Here is a 16,275-nt window from a genome sequence, read left to right as displayed (position 1 = left end):
ATGGCCTGTTTTTATAATTTTACTTTTTTCAAATAATAGCATTATATTTACAAAAAACGCATTTTTATGTTGGTAAAATCACCCAAAGAATCTTTAACTATTTTAACAGATGTTGTTTTACCTGGTGAAACAAATCCGCTAGGAAACTTGTTTGGTGGCGAATTGTTGGCAAGAATGGACAGAGCTTGCAGCATTGCTGCCCGAAGACACTCACGCCAAATAGCAGTTACAGCCACCGTAAATCATGTAGCGTTTACCAAAGCCATTAAACTTGGAAGTGTTGTAACTATTGAAGCCAAAGTATCTCGCGCCTTTAAATCGTCTATGGAAGTTTATGCTGATGTTTGGGTTGAAGACCGAGAAACTCAAGAAATTACAAAAGTAAATGAAGGTATTTACACTTTTGTAGCTGTTGACAAATCTGGAACTCCCGTTGAAATTCCGCAAATAAAACCCGAAACCGATTTAGAAATAGCACGTTATGATGGTGCATTACGCAGAAAACAATTAAGTTTGATACTTTCGGGAAAAATGAATCCGCAAGATGCTACTGAACTAAAAGCGTTGTTTACCTAATTACATTTTATATATCCACAAAGCTGGATCTTCAGTTGTTGTATTTTTAGATAGCACAAAACCTAAAATTGTTTTTCCGGTTACTTTATCGGTAAAAATAGTACCTATTTCTTGTTTTGTATCGACATTATCGCCAGTACTTACAGTAACATTTTCTAAATTTTTATACACTGTAATAAAATTACCATGCTGAATTAAAACAGCCTTTTTATTACCCGACATTACCTGAACAGCCAAAACGGTTCCTTTAAAAACAGCTCTTGCTTTACTACCTGCACTGGTTTCAATTCGCACTCCATTACTTTCAATAGTTGCCGTTTTTACAATTGGATGCGGCTGTTTACCGTAATATAAAAAAACATAACCTTTTTCAACAGGCCAAGGTAGCTTTCCTTTATTAGACACAAATTGCGAAGCCAATTCTTTAGCTTCTGCAGTCAGCGCAAAAGTGCCAGATGCCGTTGTAGTTGTTCCACTTTTTTTGTTAGAAGCGGCAATTGCATCTCTAATTATCTTATCAATTTGAGCATCAATACGCGCTTCTTCTTTAAAAAACTCTTTTAACTGTCTTTCGTACTTATTTTCTTTCTTTTTAACCTGATTTAAAACAATTTGTTGCTCTTTTTTCTCCTTTTCAACAATTGCCTGCTCTCCTTTTTTATCGTTTAAAAGTGCTTCTTTTTGTTTCTTTTTAATTGTTAAAGAATCGGTTAAGGATTGTAATTCTTGTGTTTTTAATTGAATTTCTTCGCCTTGCATTTTTCTAAAAGACGTGTATTGTTTCATATATTGAAATCGTTTATACGCCTGAAAAAAGTTTTCAGAAGACAACAAAAACATGATTCTGCTATTTTGAGATTTGCTTTTGTACGATTTATAAATCATATCAGCATAATCCTTTTTTAAAGCTTCTAAATCACGTTTATTTTGATTTATTGTTAGTTGATTTGTGTAAATTTCATTGCGTAACATTTTAGATTCTTTATCTATAACTGCAATAATTTTCTCGCTAGTGGCAATTTTTTTATTAATATCTATTAACTCTAACAATAAATTTTTCTCATCTCTTTTTGTATTAGATAACAAAGCATTGATATATACTTTGTCTTTTTGAAGTTGAATTCTACGGGCTTCCAATGCCTCTCTAGATGTTTGTCCAAACAGATTTGCACTAAAAACAACTGCTAAAAAAAGAATGACACACTTAAATTTCAACTGCATTATTTTAAACTAATTTTTTTATATCCTGAAGGAATTTCAAAAGGAAAAGTTAATTTATTATTAAACTCAACCGACTTATACTCTATGTTTACCAAGGTTTTTTTATCAATGTCAATTACCTCAATATCAATGTTTTTTGGAAATTGTTCCCCTTCAATTTCAGTATATGATGGATACGAAATATCAAGCATTTGGGCTTTTTTAGGGTTTCTAATTTCTTGCTTGTCTAATTTATAATTTTCTCGGTTCATAAAAAATAAAATAGCAAATAAATCATTGGCGTGTCTTGGTCTTAATTCGTAAGAATTATTGCTAATTTTAACATCATATTTTTCGTCTTTTAAATTTAAAACAGCTTGCCCAACCAATAAATCCTGAACCTTTTTAAAATCCAACTCGGTTCCTAACCATTTACTTAACAACGAAAAATCTCCATCAAAATAAGTTCTTTCTAATTTTTCATAATATTGAACACTTTTTGGTGTAATCAAAATTTTAGCAATTGGAAAACCCATTTTTGTAGCGCTCATCCAAATGGTTTTGTCTTTTTCCAAACGCAATTTAATATTTATGGAAACCGAAGCTTTTGTATCGGCATATTTAGCATTTATATTTGCTGAAAGGGTTTTTTTATCAAAAGCATGTGCATAATGATCGTTTATCAGTTTTTTTGCTGAAACCACTTCAATAGCATTAGTATCAGTGGCATTTTTTTTAGATTTACACCCCGTAATTGCTAAAAAAACAACTATTAATATTAGTAATTTATATCTCATTTTATTTTTAACGTCTTAATTCTGCAGCTTTTTGTTGGTATTTTAAAGCTTCATTTTTATTGTTTAAACCTTGGTAACTAATTGCAAGCTGCTCATAAAAATCGGCTTCCAACACATTGTTATCTATTACAAAATCAATGCCAATAGTTAAAACGGCAATTGCCTCATTATATTTTGCTAACTTATTTAAGGCCAAACCATTCATTTTATACAAAAAAGGCTGAGAAGGATAAAATTCTAAACCATTTGCACTATCGGTTACTAACATTTCAAACAAGTTGTTTTCGGCTTCATAATTTAAAATATTGACCAAAACTTTATAATCTTTTTTAAGGTTGAATTGCTTTTTTAATGTTGCCAAATCTACATTATTTTCTGTTTCATTTTGCGCCACATTTAAGGTATCTGCCCCAATTAATTTTCGGTCTAAATATTTTTTATATCCTATAATTTTGGTGCTTCCCAAGGCTTTTTTTTCAACTTCAACAATCATTTTTTCAGCATTTTCGTACTCTTGATTTTGCAAATACAACAATATCAAATCTTCTGAATATTTTGGATTTATTTTAATCAATTTTTTTTGAACAACAATTGCGTCAGTAAAATTACGTTGTCTTTTAAAAATAAGCACTTTATAATTTAATAAATAAACGTTTTCAGGCTCGTTTTTTAAAGCATTATCAATAAATATTTGAGCTTCATTGTATTTTTTTAAGCCAAAATAATTTTTTGAAAATTCAAAGTGAACTGCTGTATTGTTATTGTCAATTGCCATACATTGCTCCAAACTTTCAATGGCTTTGCTATGATTATTAATGGCATTTTGTTTTAAAGCCTCAAAAAAATAAGTCTGAAATTTTAAAGAATTATCTTCCTTTTTTGATGATTTATTTTGAGAAAAAGCCATTATTGAATCTAATTCTTGCGCATAAGAAACCTTAGAAATTACTAAAATTCCCAAACACAATAAACCATATAAAAACCTATTCTTCATATTTTGCGCAATATACAAATATAATAGCCTGAAAAATAATTTGATTTTTGCTATTTGGTTGTTAGTGGCTGAGCATTTGTTTTTTAACTGAATTGCAATTTATTGATTGTAGCTACTGCTAAATGTAACTATTTAGCAATAAAAATGGACTTTTAAAACATCTTAAAATTTAACCTAAAATCAATTTAAATTTCGTTTTTCAATAAAGAAACGAGTTAACAACTCACTACATTCTTTTTGCAAAACACCACCTAAAACAATTGTTTTTGGATGTAACGTGGTTTTTAGGTTTATAAAACCTCTTTTTTCTTCAGAAGCACCGTATACAATTTTGCCAATCTGTGTCCAGTAGCTTGCTCCGGCACACATTTGACAAGGTTCTAAAGTAACATATAAGGTACATTCTTTTAAATATTTACCTCCTAAAAAGTCGGCTGCAGCGGTAAAAGCCTGCATTTCGGCATGTGCTGTAACATCATTCAAAGTTTCGGTTAAATTGTGGGCGCGTGCAATTATTTGATTGTTAATTACAATAACAGCCCCAACCGGAACTTCATTTTTATCAAAAGCCATTTGCGCTTCTTGCAAAGCACGCTTCATAAAATAAATATCATCAAAAGGATTCATCATACTTCAAAAGTAATTTTTTTTATTTCAATGAACAATCATAAAAATAAAACTTGTACTTAAAAAGTAAGAAGCTTAAAAAAATAAGTTATCTGCTATAAATCAATTAAATAGCCAATGGCAATATTAAAAAAACCAGTATTTTTTAAATCTGTTTCGTTTTCTAATGCGTTTGGAATATTTAAATTATAACCAACTTCAAAGTCTAGCGACTTGTAATTGTATTGCAACGGAAAATTTAATTGTGTGTAAATTAAGGCATATACATTGCTTGTTAAATTTACATCGTTGGCCTGAGTTTCCTTTATTAAAGCTTCCTTTTGAAGTGGTAAACTACCAATATCAACCAATTGCGTACCGGTTATAAAGCTTAATTGCGGCCTAAATTTTAAACTGTGTTTGGGTGTTTTAAGTAATTTTAAACTGGCATAACTGCGAGATACAATTTGAAAGGTTGATTCTCCGCCAAAATAATATGAACCTGAAATTTGGGTACCCAACGTTCTCTTTTTATTTTGAATTCCAATTCCTGCATTTGCAGTGCCGTTGTACAAGCCTTCAACATCATTATTTGAATATAAATAACCCGATAAAGAACCGTAAAATCTAAATATTTTATCTTTTCCAACATTTTTTCCATAACCCACAGTTGCGTTGGTAACATCCCAATGTGGTATAAATTCGCTGTAAATAATGCTTGAAATACTGGCGTAAAAACCTTTGGAATTCATATACGTAATTTGAGGTGTAAGATTGAATTGATCTACATCAATAGCGCGCCCCGAAAAATAAGTATCACTGCTGTAGTTTAATGAAAAATATAAAAAATGAAAATTTGTTAAAGAAATCAACAAATCGTTGAATGAATCTTCAATTAAAAGGTCATCTACAATTTCATCAACTTCATTTTTTTCAAAAGGAATTTCTTGAGAATTCGCCAAAAAAATGCTTGAAAAAAAACAGAGAAAAACAAGTAACCTTTTCATTTAAAAAAATTTAAAGTGGCTAAGAAATCTTAACCACTTATTATAAATATTATTCTTTATTAGCGAGAACCATTTCCGTTTCCAGCTCCATTTCCAGCTCCGCTACCACTGCCACCGTTTCCTGCACCACTACCAGTACCAGTACCTCCGCCATTGCCACCACTTTTTGTTTGGCGTTGTTCTCTTACTCTTTGTCTTAATTCGTTACCAGTTTCAGAACCATTATTTGCACGCATATTCATACGTAATTGTTGGCGTTGCTCTGAAGTAATTGAGTTTCTAAACTGTTCTTTTAAAACTTGTGTTCTTTCTCTGTTTTGAGTCATCAACTCTCTTTGAGCATCGGTAAAAGTACTTCTTAAAGCTTGTGTTCTTTCTTCTTTTGAAAGTTCCTGATTTTCTAAAATCGCCAATTGCTCAGCCGATAAAGTTGCTTTAAAAGCCTCTCTTTGTTCTTTCATTAAATTTTGTTGTTCTTGTAAAAGTGTTTTTTGCTGCTCAGTCAAATTTTTCATTAAAGGCTGCATATCTGCTCTGTTATCTTCTTGAGCTTCAACAGTAAAAATTCCTGTTAGTAAAACAACTACTATAACTGCTATTAATTTTAAAGTTTTCATTTTATATTATTTTAATTGTTAATTTTAATTATTTTGAACGTTCTATTGTTTAGACCCTATTGGTTTTAAAAAGTTTTAGTTGAAGTATTTAATTTCAAAATAAATCCTCATTCATTAGTTCTTCAACTATAAATTCGTCTAAATATTCATCGGTCACAACATCTTCAATAAAAGCATTGCTTACAAAAATTTCAACATTGTTATCACTTACAAAAAGTGAAGCAATTAAAACGTCTTCTTCAAAAAAAGAATAGTTAGCCATATTCAAATTTTTATCAGTATTTAAAGTATCTAAAACTAATACTGGCATATTTTTTATTGAAGGAATTGCTTGTTGTTTATAAACTGCTATAGCAAAAATCAATGCAATACCAGCTGCAGCAAACCAAACCATTTTATGCTTTAATAAAGCAATTATTTTGGTCTCTTTATTTGTTGAAACTTTAGATAAAATTTGGTTTTTAGACTTTAAAAAATAGTCTTCGGGCAAATCAAAGCCAAGCTCTTTTTTGTGTATTTTATCTATATTTTTTTCTTTTGAATCCATTTTTTTGATTTTTTAAATTGTTTAGCTACTATTTAGACCTAATTTTTAACTAAAAGTTCTGCATCTAGCATTTGTTTTTCAATAAAACCAACCGACTTATAATAAAGTGTTTTTATGGTTCCTTCTGCTATTTCTGTAATTTCGGCAATTTCCCTAAATTTTAAATCATCGTAATATTTCATTTGAAAAATCTGTCGTTCTTTTTCAGGTAATTGAGCCAATACACGATGCAATTTTAATTGCACCTCATCTCCTTCAAAATAAGAATCTGACACTAAATTATTCAAATATTTTTGCTGAACTTCTTCAACAGAATCGTAATATTTATTTTTATTTTGCTCTAAAAAACGCAGTGATTCGTTATAAGCAATTCTAAACATCCAGGTAGATAAAGTGCTTTTTTGCTGAAAATTTGGCAAGCTTTTATAAACTCTTAAAAAAGTATTTTGAAGCACATCATCGGCATTTTCATGGGTAATTACTATTTTTCTAATATGCCAATACAAACGCTTTTGATACAAGTCTAATAATTTTTTAAATGCCTCATCCCTTTGATTGGCACTTAATAATTTTCCAATAAATTCAGATTCGTTTTTCATAAATTAAACCTATTTCCAAACTTAACCGCTTGTAATAATTTTAGACCCTTTAAAAGTTTGATAGTTTAAAATTACACCAATATTTTTTTTAAAGCCATATAAGTTTTATAAACTAAGTGACATTTAAATTCAAAAAAATGTAGTTTTGCATGAAATGAAAACCAATTTATTAGCACAAATCAACAATCCGAAAGATCTTAGGAAACTTTCTAAAAACCAGCTTAAGCAAGTTGCTAAAGAGTTGCGCGATTTTATTATTGATATTGTGGCTACTAAAGAAGGTCATTTAGGCGCTAGTTTAGGCGTAGTTGAATTAACAATTGCACTGCATTATGTGTTTGACACACCCAATGATTTGTTAATTTGGGATGTTGGTCACCAAGCTTACGGACATAAAATTTTAACCGAACGCAAAGATTTATTTCATACCAACAGACAATTGGGTGGTATTTCTGGTTTTCCTAAAAGAACCGAAAGTGTATATGATGCTTTTGGAACAGGACATTCTTCAACATCCATTTCGGCTGCTTTAGGAATGGCAATTGCTTCAAAAATTAATGGAGATTTAGAAAAACAACATATTGCTGTAATTGGAGATGCTTCAATTGCCAGCGGAATGGCTTTTGAAGGTTTAAATCATGCGGGTGTAACCGATGCCAATTTGCTGATTATTTTAAACGACAATGCTATGGGAATTGATCCAAGTGTTGGTGCTTTAAAAAATTATTTTACCAATGTTAAATTGGGTAAAAAAGTTAGAAAAAATAACATTATTGAAGCTTTAAATTTTAATTATTCTGGCCCAATTGACGGTCATAATATTGAAGCTGTATTGGCCGAATTAGAGCGTTTAAAAACCATAAAAGGTCCAAAGTTTTTACATATAATTACCACCAAAGGAAAAGGACTTAAAAAAGCCGAACAAGATCAGGTAAAATACCATGCGCCCGGAAAATTTGATAAAATTACAGGAGAACTAGCTGCTAAAAGCAATGAAATTTTACCGCCAAGATATCAAGATGTTTTTGGTAAAACCATTCTTGAACTGGCTTTAAAAAATAAAAAAATTGTGGGAATTACACCTGCAATGCCAACCGGATCATCGTTAAAATTAATGATAGATCAAATTCCTGAAAGAGCTTTTGATGTTGGTATTGCCGAGCAACATGCGGTTACTTTAGCTGCTGGTATGGCAACTCAAGGTTTGATGCCTTTTTGTACTATTTATTCTACTTTTTTACAACGTGCATACGACCAAATTATTCACGATGTGGCCATACAAAATTTACCTGTTATTTTTTGCATAGATCGCGCCGGAATTGTGGGTGAAGATGGCGCAACACATCACGGTGTTTTTGATATTGCTTATTTAAATTGCATTCCGAATTTGGTAATTTTTGCTCCTTTAAATGAAATTGAATTGCGAAATATGATGTACACCGCACAATTGGGTATTGATTTTCCGTTGGCAATTCGATATCCACGTGGTAGAGGAACTACAACTGATTGGAAACAACCTTTTTCTACCATTAAAATTGGAAAAGGAACTTGTATTTCTGAAGGTTCAAAAATTGCTGTTTTAAGTGTTGGAACTATAGGAAACACCATTATTGAACTTCAAAAAGAGTTACCAAAAAATGCAGTTGCACATTTCAATATGCGTTTTATAAAACCTTTAGATACTGAACTGTTACACCATATTTTCAAAAAATTTGACACCATTATAACTGTTGAAGATGGTAGTGTTATTGGCGGCTTTGGAAGCTCTATTGTGCGTTTTGCTTCAGAAAATAATTACCATAACAAAACCATTAGAAACCTTGGCATACCCGATAATTTTATAGAGCAAGGAACTGTAAATCAGCTATTTGAAAGTATTAACTTATCTAAAGAAGCTATTAAAAACTTACTTTTTGAGTTGATGAATTAAAATTTTTATAAACGATTCGTTGAGCTTTTCAACTTAGATTTTATTCCATTTGGTCAGCCCACTCTAAAATTTCAAATTCAAATTTATGTTGCTTTATTGGGTTAATATATAAATTAACGTAATCGTTTATGTTTTTAACCAAACCTTCTGTTTCCCAAGAACCTCTTGTAAATTTTAATTCTAACGGTGTCTTTACTTTTAAATTAATTTCTCGCTCAAATTCAGATTTATAATTCATTTTAATTGAATTTGGATTCCAATCTCCAAGGGCTTTTTGATTTCCTGTCACAAAAACTTCATCATCCTTATTAAGTACTTTAACCAATAAAGTAATTTCATAAGTTTCATCTGAATATTTAATTTTTTTATTTTCTAAATACTTAAAATATTCAGAAAAACCAGCTATAAAACTTGGAGCAAATGTAGACCAATGCGTTTCGTTTGGAAATTTTTTAATTACGACATTAATTTGATCTAAATCTTTAGTCTTTTCCAAAAAGGAATAAACCTTATTTCTGGCTGTAAGCCATTCTTTCCAATAATTTTCACCTTCATTTGCATTGCTTAAATACAAAAATGTTTGATTATTAATATTTTGAGAATTAAAGTCTAAAAACATAGTTGCCAAACTCTCTTTATCATAAGCCAAATTAGGTGAAATCGCAAAATAGTCATTGAATAAATTTGGTTCTTTAAACATTGAATACAAAATAAAAGAAGCGCTTAATGAATGCCCAATTGCTAAGTTATAAGGCCTTGTTCTAAAATTTGAATTAACAAATGGCATAACTTCATTTTTAATATAATTCAAAAAATTATCTGCATTCCCATTATATCCATTATAAAATTCTTTTTGATTTTCATGCTTTGGAAGTGGTAACATATCATTATTTCTAGCATAATCCAAATTTTCAATATAAGGAGACGTTATTCCAACTACAATATATTTTTTTGTTGCATTTGATATAAAACTTATTGCAGCGTGTGTAAAATCAAAAAACTCCCTGTTTTGAGCATCAAATACATAAATAACATCATAAAAAACCAAGGTGTTTTCAGTGTAACTCTGCGGTGTATAAATCAATATTTCTCTTTCTTGATTTAATATTTTTGAATTAATTTTTATTTTTTGAATAGTTGCTATTTCTTGCCCAAAAATAGTATTGCAAAATAAAAAAATCACAATAATTTTTAATTTAAAACCCATTTCAATTTTTTTATTAAAGGTACAATTGATATACATTGTGCCTGTATTTTATTTACTTTATTACAATTTTTTTAGTGCCCACAATTTCTTCCGAAGTTAATTTTAAAACATAAACTCCTGGCGCTAATTGGCTAGCGCCAATATGACTTACATTGCCAAATGAAAAATCCAATTTTTCTGAAAATACCTTTTGACCACTTACCGCAAATAATTCAACAGTTGTTTTACCTATTGCTTTTGTTGAAGCTATTGAAAAATAACCGTTAGACACTGTTGGATAAATTAAAATACCTGCTTTAGTTAAAAAATCATCGCTTAAGTTCAATGCAGAATCTATGGTAATATCAACTTGTTGATTTGGTAAAAATCCGCCAGTTGCATTGGTAATATCAACCTTAAAACTATCGGCAGTTGAAGTAAAACTGCTATTTACATATGATAATAAATTAGCATCAATATCGGCTTGAGAAAAAGTTTCACCAACTAAAAGAGCATTACCATTTAATTTTAAAATTCCAACTGCTGGTAATTGTGTAAGCATAAAAACTTGTTGGCTTGTTGTTGAACCAATACTTTCGGCTTTTAAATCGTTATTTGTAATAATATAACTACTATTTGTTCCAACGGTAATTGGATTATTTACAAGATTCGATGCTGTAACTGTTTTATTTTCACAAACTTCAATAGACCAATAATTTAAATTTCCAACATCACCATTGTAATTGTCAACTATTTTTAAAGTCCAGTTTCCTTGTGCATTTTCTCCAGCAAACCCAGACAATGCTTGTACAGGTTTAACTGTGGTTTGAATAAAACTTCCACAATTATAAGTTGTTGAACCAGCATCATCAAAATTTACAAGAATATTGTCTTCATCACCACAATTGTATTGATACAATATAATTTCAGTATTTGAAGGTGATTTTAACATAATTTTTAAATCTCCCGGATAAGTATGTGTAATATTTAAGGTAATATTTAAATCACTTATTAAAATATTTGAAGGAACATTAATTACCGAAATTGCTGGTAAACCATCTACATTTGCACCCAAACCATCGGGAATGGCAATTGCAGTATTGTTACTAAAAACATTACAATTAATAGCCGTTTGAAAACTTTGAACTTCAGAAAAAATACCTGTTACACAACTATTTACAGCATTCACTCTCCAATAATAAACTGTCCCTGGATTTAATACAGATTTTAATGTGTAATTGTTATTTTTAACATTAGCCGTTTCAACTGTTGAAGTAAATCCGGCATTTGTTGAAATTTCAAAATTATATGAAGTTGCCATAGCAATAGCATCCCAAGTAAAATCAACATTATCAATTTCAACAGCTGTAGCTTCGTTTAATGGCGCTGTTGGCATTACTGTATTTATTGTTGAAGGATCTACTACTTTTAAAATAATGTTTGCGGTATAAGTCCCCAATCCGCTACCTTCAATAGTAATAGGATATTCTCCAATTGGCAAACTAATATTACTTACTTCCATAGTAAAAGAACCTGCAGCATTTAATGATGTTGGGCTAAAATTAACGGTAACACCCGCAGGGAAATTAGTAGCAGTAAAAGTAGTTTTTGTATTATAACTTGGATATGTATTAAAATCTAAGTTAAATATAGCTGTTGAAGCGCAAGTTGTAACAACCTCATTTTCGGTCGAAATACTAAACTCAGCAGCTAAAAACTTACCTGTAAACACACCGCGACCATGTGTGGTTGCTAAAATACTGTTATCGGCAGTTCTTAAATCTAAATCCACTACTTTAACATCTCGCATTCCGTTATAAGAACTTACCCAAGTTGGCGAAGCATCGTTAAAATTTTTGGTAGACCAAACACCCAATTCTGTTCCAATAATAACCTCATTGGCAACCAACGGATTTGGCAAAATACATTTTACTGGCATATCGGGTAAATTGCCTTCTTTATTTTCCCAAGTTACACCACCATCAGCAGTATACCAAACACTTGTAACTCCGTAGTTATGCATGGTTACATAAATTTCGTTTTCAGTTGTACCAAATTCAATGTCAGAAACACTTCCAACAAAAGGAACCGTAAATTGCGTCCATCCAATGCTACCAACACCACTATTATTTGCATTTGTTATTTTAAACAATTTGCTACTGTCTGTTCCAACCAATAAAGTAGTACTTGTTGTTGTGTAAGGCGAAACCTTAAATGCTGTTGCAGAACCAGTAAATAATGGATCTGACAATTGTTTTTTAACTACCGCATCTATACCTAAAATATACCTGTTAATTTTTCCGCTCCCACCATTAGAATACATAATGTTCAGATTATGATCTAAACCTGCTTGATTGATAAAATCTCCTTGTTGCGGACTACCACTGTCTATTTCATATTCAAAAGTGCCATTATAAGGCAATTTATAATAGTAATGTTCATTGTAAATATAAGAGACAATCATATAGTCACCATCTTTATCAATAACACTATAAGCACCATCACCACCAGTTATATCAATACTTGAATTTGCCCCAGGTATGGCTGCTTTTATAAACGGAGTACCGTTGTCTTGTGCACCCGCTAATATTAGTTCGTTTAGCGGATCTTGACCATAACTACCGGCGTAAAACTGTGTAACATTGTAATTTTTATTTCTTACTGAAAAAACATCGTTATTTTTGGCATTTGCTAAATCTGAAGCATAATAAACACCCCCATCACAACCAATTACAGCTTCATTGTTTTTGTTTGGTCTAAAAGTAAAAACGTGCTGATCTGCATGTACTTTAGAACAGGTAAGTGTAGCCATATTGTTATTGTTAGACCATTTTGAAATTTGTTCCCAGTCAGTTGCTGAAGTTATATCTATACCTTGAGTTGTTCTAAACAAATCGATACCACCAACATAAAAAATTTGATCGTTTGTTGGATCAACTTCAATCATTAAATTGTAATGCGCTTGTCCACGTGTAAAATCAGATGAATTTATATCTGTATCGGCAGCATCGGGTTTTGCCAACTCAATTACAGTTGCAAAAGCATCGGTAGTTGCATAAATATGTGGCGGATCTGAAGATGTTGTACCTTGAGTTAAAGCATATAATTTATCTTTATTTGTTGAAGAAACTGCCAACTCTACCCTATTTGAACTTGCCAAAGTTGTTACCAAACTCCAATCAACTCCATTAGAAGATTTAAAAACCTTGCCTCTACCTTTACCTGTTCCGTAGGTTTCAATACTTCCCATCCACAATGTATTATCTGCTCCAATTTCAAAATCGTTTGGAATGGTAAAATAACTACTATTTGCGTCTAATTTTAAATCTTCGTTCTCTAATCTAATCCAGTTTTCACCATTATTGGTTGAAGTGTATAAACCTGCATTTTGATAACCTAACCAATTTGACGGACTTGAAGCGTCGTTATAAATATGAGAGCCAACACCTAAAAATAACACTGTTGAACCTGCATTGTCCCAAGCAATAATGTCGTTGATAAAATACAAACCTGCAAAATTACTACCAGAAGTAACCCCACCTGCCAATTGAACTGGTACATTTACCCAATTAGCACCACCATTGGTTGTTTTATAAACACCGTTTCCAACTGCAGCGCCAAAAGTATATTGTTCTCCAGTTCCTAAATACCAAATTTGAGAATTGTTAGGATCTACAGTAATGCATGAAATATTCATATTTCCAGGAACACCGTCAACCAAAGTCCACGAAGTGTTTTTAGTAATGTCTTCATTTACCCACAATCCGCCACTTACACCAGCTGCAAATACTCGGTTTTTATCGGCATCATTGGGATCAAATAAAATAACACGAGTTCTGCCACCAACATTGTTTGGACCTCTATCAACCCAATTATTGGTTACGTCTCCATCACCAGGTGCACGATTTTTAATACTATTTCGTTTATTTTGAATGTCTAAAACTTTGTTTGGCTCTGGAAAACCTGTTGCAGGATTCATAGTTAATTCCCACTCACGTTCGTAGTATTTGTTAGGGGGTATGCCCAATGCTTTTCTTTCAGCTTTTGAAAGTTGTAAAGTTTTTTTAAACGGACTATTATCCAAATAATTTTGATACTGCTGCCTTAGTTTGATTATTTCAGTTAAATTATTTGTGTTTTTTTCGTTTTGAAAATAAAAGAAAGTAGTTGTTAAAACTGCTATAAACAACACTAATAAAAATTGGGGAAATTTATTTTTCATAGTCTTTAAATTTGAGATCTTATTTATCCCTTTATCTTTTTATACAATTGCAATGCAAAACCATCGGTTAAACTTGCCACATAACCACACATTGTTAAAATTCTTAAGTACAAAGTTTCTTTTGGTTCTTGAAGACTTTCAGGCAATAAATTTAAAATTAACTTATCGTAGTTTGTTAAATTGTTTTCAAATTTTCGGTTGGTTGCTGAAACAAACACATCAAGTAAAGCGGCTATAATTGAGTAACCAACCAGCTCTTTTTCAACAACTTCACGACTTTGGTATATTTTTTCGACACTAATTTTAATGATGTCATTTATTTGCGCTTCATAATTACATTTATCTAATAATGAAAAAGAATAATTACCACTTAAAATTTCATCTTCATGAGCCAAAAACATAGCTGCAGCTTCATTAATAAGTGTTCCAATAGCCAAAGCCCTTAAATAACTTAACCTGTCTTTTTTAAATGCCAACTGATGGTATTTTTTAGAATCGATATTGTTTTTTACTAGTTTTATCAAATATTCCAGCGCAAATTCTTCATCAATCAAACCTAGATTAATACCATCTTCAAAATCGATAATGGTATAACAAATATCATCGGCAGCTTCAACCAAATACGCTAATGGATGCCTTTTAAACGCAGTATTTCCTTTGCTTCCTGTTGAAATCAATCCCAATTCTTGAGCTACTTCATTAAAAAAAGGCAAATCGGACTGAAAAACACCATATTTTTTGTCGGCAATATGAGTTGTTGGTTTTTTTGGCAACGATTCTTTTGGATATTTTATAAAAGCACCCAAAGTTGCGTACGACAAACGGATACCGCCTTCCATACCCTGCTTACTTTCATTTACAATTCTAAATCCGTTTGCATTGCCTTCAAAATCAATTAAATCCTGCCACTCTTTATCAGTAATTTGATTTTTATATTGTTGTCCGTTTCCATTTTTAAAATATTCTCCAATGGCTTTTTCTCCACTATGTCCAAATGGCGGATTTCCAATATCATGCGCCAAGGCTGCAGAAGCCACAATAGCACCAAAATCGTTAATTCCATAACCTTGTTCAACCAAATCGGGGTATTTTTGCAGTATTTTTTCACCTACAATTCTACCCAACGAGCGCGCCACCACACTTACCTCTAAACTATGCGTTAAACGGGTGTGCACAAAATCGGTTTTAGAAAGTGGTACCACCTGTGTTTTATCTTGCAAACTTCTAAACGAATCCGAAAAAATAATTCGGTCATAATCTACTTCAAAAGCAATTCTAGTTTCGTTTTGATTTTTTCTTAATCTTGGTTCAGTATCTCCAAATCTTTTAAGAGATAACAGTTGGCTCCAATTCATTTTCATTTTAAATAATTTGTCGCAAGATAATTCTTTTTCAGCAAAAATATTTTTAGCAATTTTATTTTTACACTTCAAAATACTTTTAATTAGATTTATAAAAATTAACCTTAAAAACACATTTTAATTACTTATAATTAACCTTCAGTTAACATACAATCTCGTGATTTGTAATATTAAAAATACAAGGTATATTATGAAACGAATTTTGGTAATTTTAGTGTTATTAGTTGGTTTAACAACTTACAGTCAAACATTTAAAGTAGGTTCTTTAATTGCTGAACAAACCAAAAACGGAACAATATCTGGAACAATAATAGATACCGAAGCCAATAATGAACCTTTGGCATTTGTTACTATTGAAATAAAAGACACCAATATCTCAACTACTTCAAACATAGACGGTTCGTATTCATTTAACCTAAAACCAGGTATTTATACATTGGTTTACAGTTTTATTGGTTATGAAACTATTGAAGTTAAAAACATTGAAGTACAACCAAATTCAATTGCAACTAACACACAATTTTTGAATGCTTTAACGCCTGAAATGCCTGTGTTAATTTCTCAATTAAAATAAGTTAACAAAGTCATTTTATTAAAGGTTTTAGTTGTTAACCTTTAATTAACACTATCATT

At 31.0% G+C, this 16,275-nt stretch carries 14 protein-coding genes; 3 read left to right on the top strand and 11 right to left on the bottom strand.

Annotated features, from left to right (window positions below; genetic code table 11):
* Positions 1–66 precede the first annotated feature (66 nt).
* Entirely contained in the window at positions 67–576 is a 510-nt protein-coding gene (locus EC396_RS00330) for an acyl-CoA thioesterase (RefSeq protein WP_129364706.1), read from the top strand.
* Here EC396_RS00330 and EC396_RS00325 read toward each other — a convergent pair whose 3' ends face one another.
* The 8 genes from EC396_RS00325 to EC396_RS00290 all read right to left on the bottom strand — a co-directional run bounded on the left by EC396_RS00325 (position 577) and on the right by EC396_RS00290 (position 6,943).
* Positions 577–1,791, bottom strand: coding sequence for a murein hydrolase activator EnvC (locus EC396_RS00325; RefSeq protein ID WP_240665602.1), 1,215 nt, complete (start codon positions 1,789–1,791; stop codon positions 577–579).
* Positions 1,792–1,796: 5 nt separating this feature from the next.
* Positions 1,797–2,573, bottom strand: a complete 777-nt coding sequence (locus EC396_RS00320; RefSeq protein ID WP_129364704.1) for a DUF4292 domain-containing protein — start codon at positions 2,571–2,573, stop codon at positions 1,797–1,799.
* Between the two features lie 7 nt (positions 2,574–2,580).
* Positions 2,581–3,567: a hypothetical protein gene (locus tag EC396_RS00315; protein WP_129364703.1), complete on the bottom strand. Its 987-nt coding sequence runs from the start codon at positions 3,565–3,567 to the stop codon at positions 2,581–2,583.
* 180 nt (positions 3,568–3,747) lie between these two features.
* The gene (locus EC396_RS00310; protein ID WP_129364702.1) at positions 3,748–4,197 is read right to left on the bottom strand and encodes a nucleoside deaminase; all 450 of its coding nucleotides are present in this window, start codon (positions 4,195–4,197) and stop codon (positions 3,748–3,750) included.
* Positions 4,198–4,289: 92 nt separating this feature from the next.
* On the bottom strand, positions 4,290–5,135 hold the full coding sequence (locus EC396_RS00305; protein ID WP_129364701.1) for a hypothetical protein: 846 nt from the start codon (positions 5,133–5,135) through the stop codon (positions 4,290–4,292).
* Positions 5,136–5,239: 104 nt separating this feature from the next.
* Positions 5,240–5,797, bottom strand: a complete 558-nt coding sequence (locus EC396_RS00300) for a hypothetical protein (RefSeq protein WP_129364700.1) — start codon at positions 5,795–5,797, stop codon at positions 5,240–5,242.
* Positions 5,798–5,891: 94 nt separating this feature from the next.
* Positions 5,892–6,344 carry a hypothetical protein gene (locus tag EC396_RS00295; protein WP_129364699.1) on the bottom strand — a complete coding sequence of 151 codons (453 nt, stop codon included), beginning with the start codon at positions 6,342–6,344 and terminating at the stop codon, positions 5,892–5,894.
* A gap of 38 nt (positions 6,345–6,382) precedes the next feature.
* Positions 6,383–6,943, bottom strand: a complete 561-nt coding sequence (locus EC396_RS00290) for an RNA polymerase sigma factor (RefSeq protein ID WP_129364698.1) — start codon at positions 6,941–6,943, stop codon at positions 6,383–6,385.
* 154 nt (positions 6,944–7,097) lie between these two features.
* Here EC396_RS00290 and dxs point away from each other — a divergent pair, with 154 nt between their 5' ends.
* On the top strand, positions 7,098–8,873 hold the full coding sequence (dxs, locus tag EC396_RS00285) for a 1-deoxy-D-xylulose-5-phosphate synthase (RefSeq protein ID WP_129364697.1): 1,776 nt from the start codon (positions 7,098–7,100) through the stop codon (positions 8,871–8,873).
* 40 nt (positions 8,874–8,913) lie between these two features.
* On the opposite strand, the gene EC396_RS00280 is transcribed toward dxs, so the two are convergent.
* From EC396_RS00280 to EC396_RS00270, 3 genes are read right to left on the bottom strand one after another with little or no spacing between them, the layout of a single operon-like run.
* A complete protein-coding gene (locus EC396_RS00280) occupies positions 8,914–10,080 on the bottom strand; it encodes an alpha/beta hydrolase-fold protein (RefSeq protein WP_129364696.1) in 1,167 nt (388 codons plus the stop codon).
* Positions 10,081–10,132: 52 nt separating this feature from the next.
* Complete coding sequence (locus EC396_RS00275) at positions 10,133–14,281, bottom strand: proprotein convertase P-domain-containing protein (protein ID WP_129364695.1); 4,149 nt, start codon at positions 14,279–14,281, stop codon at positions 10,133–10,135.
* Positions 14,282–14,304: 23 nt separating this feature from the next.
* Positions 14,305–15,636, bottom strand: coding sequence for a deoxyguanosinetriphosphate triphosphohydrolase (locus EC396_RS00270; RefSeq protein ID WP_129364911.1), 1,332 nt, complete (start codon positions 15,634–15,636; stop codon positions 14,305–14,307).
* Positions 15,637–15,832: 196 nt separating this feature from the next.
* On the opposite strand from EC396_RS00270, the gene EC396_RS00265 reads away from it, so the two are divergent.
* Positions 15,833–16,216: a carboxypeptidase-like regulatory domain-containing protein gene (locus tag EC396_RS00265; RefSeq protein ID WP_129364694.1), complete on the top strand. Its 384-nt coding sequence runs from the start codon at positions 15,833–15,835 to the stop codon at positions 16,214–16,216.
* The last annotated feature ends 59 nt before the right edge of the window (positions 16,217–16,275 follow it).

It is taken from the genome of Lutibacter sp. HS1-25, assembly GCF_004121075.1.
Classification (GTDB): Bacteria; Bacteroidota; Bacteroidia; order Flavobacteriales; family Flavobacteriaceae; genus Lutibacter.
The sequence above is the reverse complement of the archived record's forward strand: the minus strand, read 5'-3'. Positions and strand labels throughout refer to the sequence as shown.